Source organism: Luteimonas huabeiensis HB2 (genome assembly GCF_000559025.1).
Lineage (GTDB): Bacteria > Pseudomonadota > Gammaproteobacteria > Xanthomonadales > Xanthomonadaceae > Luteimonas > Luteimonas huabeiensis.
Window position 1 is genome coordinate 84876 of sequence record NZ_JAAN01000011.1, and the last position, 8031, is coordinate 92906.

Sequence of the window (8031 nt, forward strand, 5' to 3'; positions counted from 1 at the left end):
GGCTACCCGTTTCGCGGCGGGGAATGCGCCTACGCCGAGCCGTCTTCCCGCGCCTGCCGGCGCCGCTTGACGACCGCCAGCACCTGGCCGACCACGGCGGTCAGCAGGATCAGCGCGTTGGTGACCACGAATACCGGGTTGGAGACCAGCGCGCTGTAGACGATGAACAGCACCGAGGCGAGCATCTGGCCCGCGAACAGCCAGGCGGAGACGCCCTCGACGCTGTCGGCGGTCCACTGCGTCCGGATCTGGCGGATCAGCGTGGCCATCAGCACGGCGGTGGCGGCCCAGCCGACCAGGTCGGCGCTCCAGTCGATGCTCATGCGGTGCGCTCCGCCTGCGCATCGCCCGTGTCGGCGACGGTTGCGGTGACTTCGGCGATGCGCCAGTGCACGCCGCGCGCGGTGGCCTCGGCCTCGCGCCGGCGCTGCGGGGTCAGGCCGTCCGCGTCCGTCTCCAGCCAGATCACGCCGCACAGGCGCAGCCCTTCCTCGTGCAGGCGCAGGCGGCAGCCGCGCACCCAGGGCAGGGCGCGGACCGCGTCGCGCACGGCGGCCACCAGCGGGTCGTCGTCGCTGCGGTCGACCTGCTGCGGGCGCGCGTCGTGGTGGTCGCGGATCGCGTTGCGCAGGTTGCGCGCGCCGTCGCGCAGCACTTCGACGGCGATGAAGATCGCCGCGGCGGCATCGGCCCACCACAGCCCGAAGCCGATCCCCGCCACGCCGGCGATGCCGGCCAACGCGGTCAGCCAGTCGGCCTTGTTCATGTCGGCGTCGGTGTGCAGCGGCTTGAGTTCGAGCTGCCGCGCCAGCCGCAGCTTCATGCGCCCCAGGATCACCGGCGGTACCGCCGACAGCGCCAGCGCGCCCATCATCAGCCAGCCCTTCCAGATCACCTGGCCGCCGAGCTCGACGCTGCCGATCACCGGGTGCGCGCGGGTGAGCAGCGTATGCGCGCCGTCGAAGACCAGCAGCAGCCCGACGCCGGCCAGCGCCACCGAAGCGGCGAGGAAGGCGATGTCGAACGCGCGTTCGCGGCCGTTGACGTACTCGGCATCGGCGGCCTTGCGGCGGAAGCGCGCGGCGACCAGGAACGCCGCCGGCGGCAGCAGGCTCAGCAGGTCCTCGGCGAGCGCGGTCTTCATCGCCTGCGAACCGCCCATGACCGCGTACATCATGACCGACACCGCGCCCAGCGCCAGCAGCGACCACCAGCACAGCCGCTCGGCGCGCCGCAGCAGCGCCTGCTGCGCCTCCGGCAGCGGGTGCGGCGCGCGCGGCCGCACCGCCGCGATCGAGGTGGCGTCCTCGCTCACGGCGCGTCGCCCGCCGCCAGCCGCGCCGCGTCGGCATGCAGTTGCCGATCGACGGCGAGCTGCCAGGCGTTCTCGCCCGGGGGCAGCGCGAAGCGCCGTTCGACCAGGCCCTCGCCGGTGCGCCATCGCGCCGGCAGCGACCACGACACGTCCTGCCAGGGCGAGTCCTCGTCGTGGCCGCCCGCGACCAGGTGCAGGCGGAACGCCAGCAGGTCCTGCACGAGGCGCTCGTGCCCGCCGACGGCCCATTCCACCCGCAGGCCGCGCGCCTCGGCGAAGCGGCGGATCCAGTCCACCTCCAGCCCCGCCGGTGCGTCGGCGGAGAGATCCACGAACGGCGGGTCGTGGCTCAGGCCCACGCGCAACGCGTCCTCGTACGCGCGTCGCAGGCTGCCCTCGGCGTCGCGCGGATACCCGCCGCAGCCGGCCAGCGCGAGGGCGCAGCAACAGGCGAGGGCGAGGACGGTCGGGGACCGGAGCATGGCGGGCGTTATCCGCTGTCTCGCGTGCAGGCCGCGTCGATGATCGCCGCGGCCGAAGCGGCCCACCGATGCGCCCGCATCGGCACCGGAGCGGTTCCGGCCCGATCGCCCCGCTCCCGCCCGCGGGCGCGCCGCCGCGCCTACATCTCCAGCATGTCCGGCCGGAACAGCCGCCGCCGCGAGACCTCGCGCCCGCTCACCATGAAGCGGCCCTCGCCGCGGTAGTGCACGGTGGCCGGGTACTTCGGCGAGGCCGCGGCGTGCGCGCGCACCACGCGCCACACGAACAGCGGATAGTCGGCGGTGATGCGCGTCTCGTGCAGGCGGCATTCGAACGCGGCATGGCATTCGCCGATCATCGGCGCGTCCACGTCGCGCGCCGGCAGCGCGGTCAGGCCGAAGCGATCGAACTTGTCGCCCTCGGTCCCGCTGCAGTTGCCGATCCGCACCACGGTGTCGAGCAGGTCGGCGGTCGGCAGGTTGATGACGCACTGCCGGCTGCGCCGCGCCAGCGCGTGGCTGCGGTTGGACTGCCAGAGGTAGGTGCCGACGAGGTCTTCGCCCAGCATCATGTGCCAGCCGAGCGTCATGATGCCGCGCTCGCCCCGCCAGCCGGTGGACAGCAGCACCACCGGCCCCGGTTCGAGGAAGCGGCGCACGCGTTCGACCGGGAAGTCCTTCCAGCGGGGCCTGGCCATCGCTCGCTCCTGTGGTCAGTCGAGCCGGTGTACCACGTCGGCGATGCGGCGCACGTCGTCGGCGGTATGGCTGACATAGAGCATCGGCAGCCCGGCCTCGTCGCGCACGCGCTGCAGGTAGGGGATCAGGTCCTCGCGGCGCGCCTGGTCCAGCGCCGACAGCGGCTCGTCGAACAGCAGCAGCGCCGGCTGCGAGAGCAGGGCGCGGCCGATCGCCACCCGCTGCGCTTCGCCGCCCGAAAGGTTGGCGGTGCGGCGGCCGAGCAGGTGGCCGATGCCCAGCAGGTCCACCACCGGCTCGAAGGCGAAGCGCGCCGGCGCGCCGCGGCGGCGGCCGTAGAGCAGGTTGGCGCGCACGTCCAGGTGCGGGAACAGCCGCGCGTCCTGGAACACGTAGCCCACGCGCCGCCGGTGCGGCGGCAGGTCGATGCCGGCCTCGCGGTCGAACAGCGTCGTGCCGGCGATCTCGATACGGCCCTCGCGCGGGCGCTGCAGCCCGGCGATGGCGTTGAGCACCGAGGTCTTGCCGGCGCCCGACGGCCCGGTCAGCGCGATCACGCGCGCATCCTCCTCGATGCGCACGCGGCGGCGGAAATCCCCGCGTTCCAGCAGCGCGTCGATGCGGAACATCGGCGCGCGGCCCGGCGTCCGGCTCATTCCGCCGTCTCCCCGCGCTGCCGGCGCACCAGCCATTCCGAGACCAGCAGCGCGCCCAGCGACAGCGCCATCGAGACCAGCGCCAGCCGCCAGATGCCGGCCTCGCCGCCGGGGACCTGCATCAGGCCGTAGATCGCCGAGGCGATGGTGCGCGTTTGGCCGGGGATCGCCGAGACGAAGGTGATCGTGGCGCCGAACTCGCCCAGCGCCTTGGCGAAGCCGAGCACCGCGCCCGCCACCAGCCCCGGCCAGGCCAGCGGCAGCGTCACCGTGGCGAACACCCGCCAGGGCGAGGCGCCGAGGGTGGCCGCGGCCTGTTCCAGCCGTCGGTCCACGTGCTCGATCGACAGCCGGATCGCGCGCACCATCAGCGGGAAGCCCATGATCGCGCTGGCCAGCGCGGCGCCGGTCCAGCGGAACGCGAACTCGATCCCGAACTGGCCCAGGAAGCGCCCGAGCGGCCCCTGTGCGCCGAAGCCGACCAGCAGCAGGTAGCCGATCACCACCGGCGGCAGCACCAGCGGCAGGTGGATCAACGCGTCGAGCAGCGCCTTGCCAGGAAAGCGCCGGCGCGCCAGCAGCCAGCCGGTGGCCACGCCCAGCGGCAGGCTCGCCAGGGACGCCGCCAGCGCCACCTTCAGGCTCAGCGCGACGACATCCCATTCCGCGGCGGTCGGCATCGTGCGCGTCGCTTCAGCGCAGGGCGAAGCCGCGTTCGCGGAAGATCGCCTGCGCCGGCGGCGTCTCCAGCCAGTCGACAAAGGCCGCGGCCTGCGGATGCGGGCTGCGCGCCAACCGCGCGACCGGGTAGACGATCGGCGGGTGGCTGTCCTCGGGGAAGGTCGCCACCACCCGGACCGCCGGCTCCGCCTGCGCATCGCTGCCGTAGACCACGCCCAGCGGCGCCTCGCCCCGCGCCACCAGCATCAGCGCCGCGCGGACGCTGTCGCCCTCGGCCACGTGCGGCGCCAACGCGTCCCACAGCCCCAGCGACCGGAAGGCGGCCTTGGCGTACTTGCCGGCGGGCACGCTCTCGGTCAGCGCCAGCGCGATGCACCCGCCCCGCAGGCGGCCGACCAGGTCGGCGCCCGGCGCCAGCTCGACCGGCGAGGTGTCGCCGCTGGCGGGCGCCACCAGCACCAGGGTGTTGCCCAGCAGCTCGCGCCGGGTGGCGACATCGACCAGGTCGCGCGCCTGCAGCCAGTCCATCCATTCCAGGTCGGCGGAAACGAACACGTCCGCCGGCGCGCCCTGCTCGATCTGCCGCGCCAGCGCCGAACTGGCGGCGTAGGACACCTGCACCGGCTGCCCGGCCTCCGCCTCGTAGGCGGCGGCCGCGGCGTCCATCGCCTCCTTCAGGCTGGCGGCGGCGAACACGGTCAGCGGCTGCGCGGAGGCGTCGCCCGCGGCCTGGGCGGCAGCGCCGGCATCCGCTGCGCGCGGCCCGCAGGCCGCGAGCAGCGCGACCAGCGCGAGGCCCGCGCATCCGCGCAGCCAGCGTGCGGCCCGGCTCACGGCGCCACCACCACGGTGATCGCCTCGAGCTGGCGCACGCTGCGCGCGGCGCGCACGTCGTCCGGCGCCAGCAGGCGCAGCGGCCCGGTTTCGGCATCCAGCGGCGCGCCGTCGCAGCGGTCCACGATCCAGACCGCGCGGTTGCCGGTGCCCGGGTCCAGCTCGGCCAGCGAGAACAGCACCCGGTAGCCGTCGCGGGCATCGACCTGCACGTAGCGCGACAGGTGCGGCCCGCGCAGCGGACCGTCCGGTACGGCGCCGCTGGCATGCAGCAGCGCGATCAGCGGCACGCCCTCGCAATGCAGCATGGTCTCGTGCACGCGCGCCGACACCGCGCCGCGCGGCAGCCCGGCGAGCGGCGCCTCGTCGAGCGGCACCGCCACCGGCGAAGGCACCGCGGGCGGACGCGGCGAGGACGCGCGCAGGTGCGGATCGTGGCGATGCGGCGGCGCGGCCGGCGCGGGCTGGGGCGTCGTGGCGGCGGGCGCGGTTGGCTCGCGGGCCGGCCCGGCGCTGCTGCAGCCCAGCAGCAGCACGGCCAGCAACGGCGAGAGCAGGCGAGCGGCGGGCGTGTCCATGCGTGGCTCCGGAGAGTTCAGGCCCCCAGTGTACGGATTCGTCAGGGATGGATGCGGGTTGGCGGCGATCAGAAGCGGGCAGGACACGGCGTCGTTGCGTCGGCCGATGTCTCCGGAGAAGGAGACCGGGAGGCAAACGCTAAAGAACGCGCTTGCCCGGCCGATAGGAGGGCTGTTCATCGAATGTCGGCCGCGACGGTCGCGGGGCGACAAAAGGAGCGAGGCGATATCGGGATCCGGCATGCGGTGAATCGCTCGCGCCGGTACGAGCGAGCGTGTCCGACCGGATCGACCCGGTTTTTTCAGGTTGTCGGAGCCGGCGCATTGCAAAAGGGGGAAGGTTGATGTCGAGTGACGTGATGTCCGCTCCGAGGGGGGCGCGCGCGCTGAGAGTGATCTTCGCTGCGGCGACCTTGTCGGCTGTCTCGTGGATTGGAGGGGCCGGTGCGCAGAGCCCGGGAAAGTATCCCTTCGAGGAGTACGAGCGACGGGTGAATGCCGCACGCAACGTCGCGCCGCTCGATTCGGGCGCGTTCGGCGAGCAGGTGTCCGGGTTCGATGGGGCGACGTCATTCGAACTGGAGGACATCGTGCTGCCCGGCAGTGGCGCAATTCCGGTTTCCCTGGGGAGGCGGCGGAAGATCGAGTCCAGGGCCCAACCTGGCGCGAGTTACGAGGAGCACTTCCTCGGCGGGTTCGGCGACTGGGATCTCAGGATTCCGTACGTCGAGACCCTCGTGGCGGAGCATCAGGGGTGGGTGGTCGGGCCACCGGCCGACACAGCTCGCTACGACCGGTGCAGCCGGGTCTCGCCGCCCTTCGTCAGCGAAAGCACGCTCGTCTTCCATTGGCACGATTTCTGGGACGGCTACACGCTGTCGATCCCGGGCGTGGGCGGGGGGCAGCTCATGAGCAGTGTGGCAGGCGCGCACGGCTATCCGTCCGATGGCCATGTCTATCCGTGGGTGACCAGCGGGAACATCCGGCTCCGTTGCCTTCCCACGACGAAGAACGGTTATGCGGGGCAGGCCTTCGCCGCCGTGACGCCGGGTGGGCTGACCTACTACCTGGACTGGGCGATCGAGAGGAAGCAGCTCATCCTCATGAAGTACGACGATTTCAATCAGCAGATGGCCGGCCTCGGGAGGAAGCGCGTCTTCTTTGCTGCGACCCGGGTCGAGGACAGGTTCGGCAACTGGGTCGATTACGCTTACAGCGGGGACAAGCTCCAGTCGATCACGTCGAGCGACGGACGGTCGATCCGGCTGACCTGGAGCGGAACCACCATCGCGTCGGCGACGGACGGCTCCGGCAGGACGTGGCGCTACGAGTATGCGAAGGATGCGATCGGGGCGACCAACCTGGCGAGCGTTGCGAACCCCGATGGCGCACGCTGGAGATACTCGCTTTCCGACGTCATGGCCGATTCGATCCCATTGCGCCCCGACCCTGAAATACACTACAACCCGTGCGACACGATCTCCGATAGCTGGCCGGCGGTCGCGAACGTCGACTACAGGATCGAGCATCCGAGCGGCCTGGTGGGGACGTTCAATTTCAACTTCGAGCTCGTTTCGAGGGCCATCGATACGGGCCCCTGTCCCGTGCACAACTTCGGCCCCAGCTGGTACACGCTGTGGAGCCTGAAGAGCAAGCGCATCGAGGGGGTGGGCGTGCCCGCTCAGCACTATGCGTACGCGACGGACTTCAGCCCGGGCGCGAACGGGGTCAAGTGGAACTCGATCACCCGCCCCGACGGTACGGTCCTCCGCTCCCAGTACGGGACTGGCCTGTCGTGGCGCAGTGTCGGCGGCACGGATCTGCTCTCGGGCACCGAGACCCTGCTTCTGGCCGAGCAGGTGCTGGATGCCGCTGGCGTGGTGCGAGAGACCCGCGAGTATGCCTACGCCCTGGATCCGGCGGTGGATCGAGGGTTTCCCCCGCGCCTGGGCATGAAGCTCGGCAGGAATCTCTTGGCGGACGAGGTCGTCCGTCCTCTGGTCCAGACCAGGATCGTGCGTCCCGGGGATGAGTTCACTTCGACGGTGCAGCAGTTCGATGCGTTCGCGCGCCCGAGGATTTCGGTGAAGTCGGGCCGCTTCAACCGGGTGCCTTAATTCCGGTTTTAGAGGCGCCTCGCGATGCGTCGCGCCCGACTTCGATTGCGTGTGCACCGGTGACCGTGCGTGGCGGTTCAGGCGCTGGCTTCATTGGAACGGGGGAATGGGATGATGTGCAGGAAACGATGGCTTGGGTTGTGCGCCTGGCTGCTGCCGCTCGCCGCGCAGGCGCAGACCTACACCAAGACCGAGACGATCGAGTACCACGACGATCTGTCGCTATGGGTGCTCGGCCAACCGTCGAAGCTGACGGTGGACGGCATCGCGGCCTCGGAAACGCTCTACGACACCCGCGCGCAGCCAGCAACGATCCGCGAATTCGGACGTACCACCCAGACCCTGACCTACCATCCCGACGGCACGGTCGCCACCGTGACCGACGGCCGCGGCAACGTCACCACGCTGGCCGACTGGAAGCGCGGCATCCCGCAGACCATCCGCCATCCGGCCACGCCCGAGGCGCCCAACGGCGCGACCCGCTCGGCGGCCGTCAACGATGCCGGCTGGATCACCCGGGTCACCGACGAGAACGGCTATGCCACGAACTACCAGCACGATCCGATGGGGCGCATCACCCGCATCCAGTATCCGGCTGGCGACAGCGTGGCCTGGCACGACACGGTTTTCACCTTCTCGCGCGCGACCGCCCCGGCCTACGGGATCCCG

General features: G+C 71.7%; 10 protein-coding genes. 2 read left to right on the plus strand and 8 right to left on the minus strand.

From position 1 onward, the window contains the following. Positions 1–29 precede the first annotated feature (29 nt). The 8 genes from Z164_RS0103040 to Z164_RS21265 all read right to left on the minus strand — a co-directional run bounded on the left by Z164_RS0103040 (position 30) and on the right by Z164_RS21265 (position 5245). Positions 30–323 (minus strand): PQ-loop repeat-containing protein, encoded by a 294-nt coding sequence (locus Z164_RS0103040; RefSeq protein WP_024889271.1) that lies wholly within the window; start codon positions 321–323, stop codon positions 30–32. Continuing rightward, entirely contained in the window at positions 320–1315 is a 996-nt protein-coding gene (locus tag Z164_RS0103045; protein ID WP_169735558.1) for a cation efflux transmembrane domain-containing protein, read from the minus strand. The genes Z164_RS0103040 and Z164_RS0103045 overlap by 4 nt, the downstream gene beginning before the upstream one ends. After that, positions 1312–1797, minus strand: coding sequence for a type 2 periplasmic-binding domain-containing protein (locus tag Z164_RS0103050; RefSeq protein ID WP_024889273.1), 486 nt, complete (start codon positions 1795–1797; stop codon positions 1312–1314). The genes Z164_RS0103045 and Z164_RS0103050 overlap by 4 nt, the downstream gene beginning before the upstream one ends. Positions 1798–1937: 140 nt before the next feature. After that, on the minus strand, positions 1938–2495 hold the full coding sequence (locus Z164_RS0103055; RefSeq protein WP_024889274.1) for a flavin reductase family protein: 558 nt from the start codon (positions 2493–2495) through the stop codon (positions 1938–1940). A 15-nt stretch (positions 2496–2510) separates the two neighbouring features. Then, complete coding sequence (locus Z164_RS0103060; RefSeq protein WP_024889275.1) at positions 2511–3125, minus strand: ATP-binding cassette domain-containing protein; 615 nt, start codon at positions 3123–3125, stop codon at positions 2511–2513. A gap of 23 nt (positions 3126–3148) precedes the next feature. Beyond that, the gene (modB, locus tag Z164_RS0103065; protein WP_024889276.1) at positions 3149–3832 is read right to left on the minus strand and encodes a molybdate ABC transporter permease subunit; all 684 of its coding nucleotides are present in this window, start codon (positions 3830–3832) and stop codon (positions 3149–3151) included. 13 nt (positions 3833–3845) lie between these two features. Continuing rightward, positions 3846–4613, minus strand: coding sequence for a molybdate ABC transporter substrate-binding protein (modA, locus tag Z164_RS0103070; RefSeq protein WP_425477203.1), 768 nt, complete (start codon positions 4611–4613; stop codon positions 3846–3848). 50 nt (positions 4614–4663) lie between these two features. Beyond that, positions 4664–5245, minus strand: a complete 582-nt coding sequence (locus tag Z164_RS21265) for a hypothetical protein (protein ID WP_024889278.1) — start codon at positions 5243–5245, stop codon at positions 4664–4666. Positions 5246–5520: 275 nt separating this feature from the next. On the opposite strand from Z164_RS21265, the gene Z164_RS0103080 reads away from it, so the two are divergent. Both Z164_RS0103080 and Z164_RS19890 read left to right on the plus strand, forming a co-directional pair. Further along, positions 5521–7362, plus strand: a complete 1842-nt coding sequence (locus Z164_RS0103080) for a hypothetical protein (RefSeq protein WP_152540844.1) — start codon at positions 5521–5523, stop codon at positions 7360–7362. Positions 7363–7500: 138 nt separating this feature from the next. Further along, positions 7501–8031 (plus strand): RHS repeat domain-containing protein (locus Z164_RS19890; protein ID WP_043689139.1); only part of this gene is annotated, 531 nt, incomplete at its 3' end.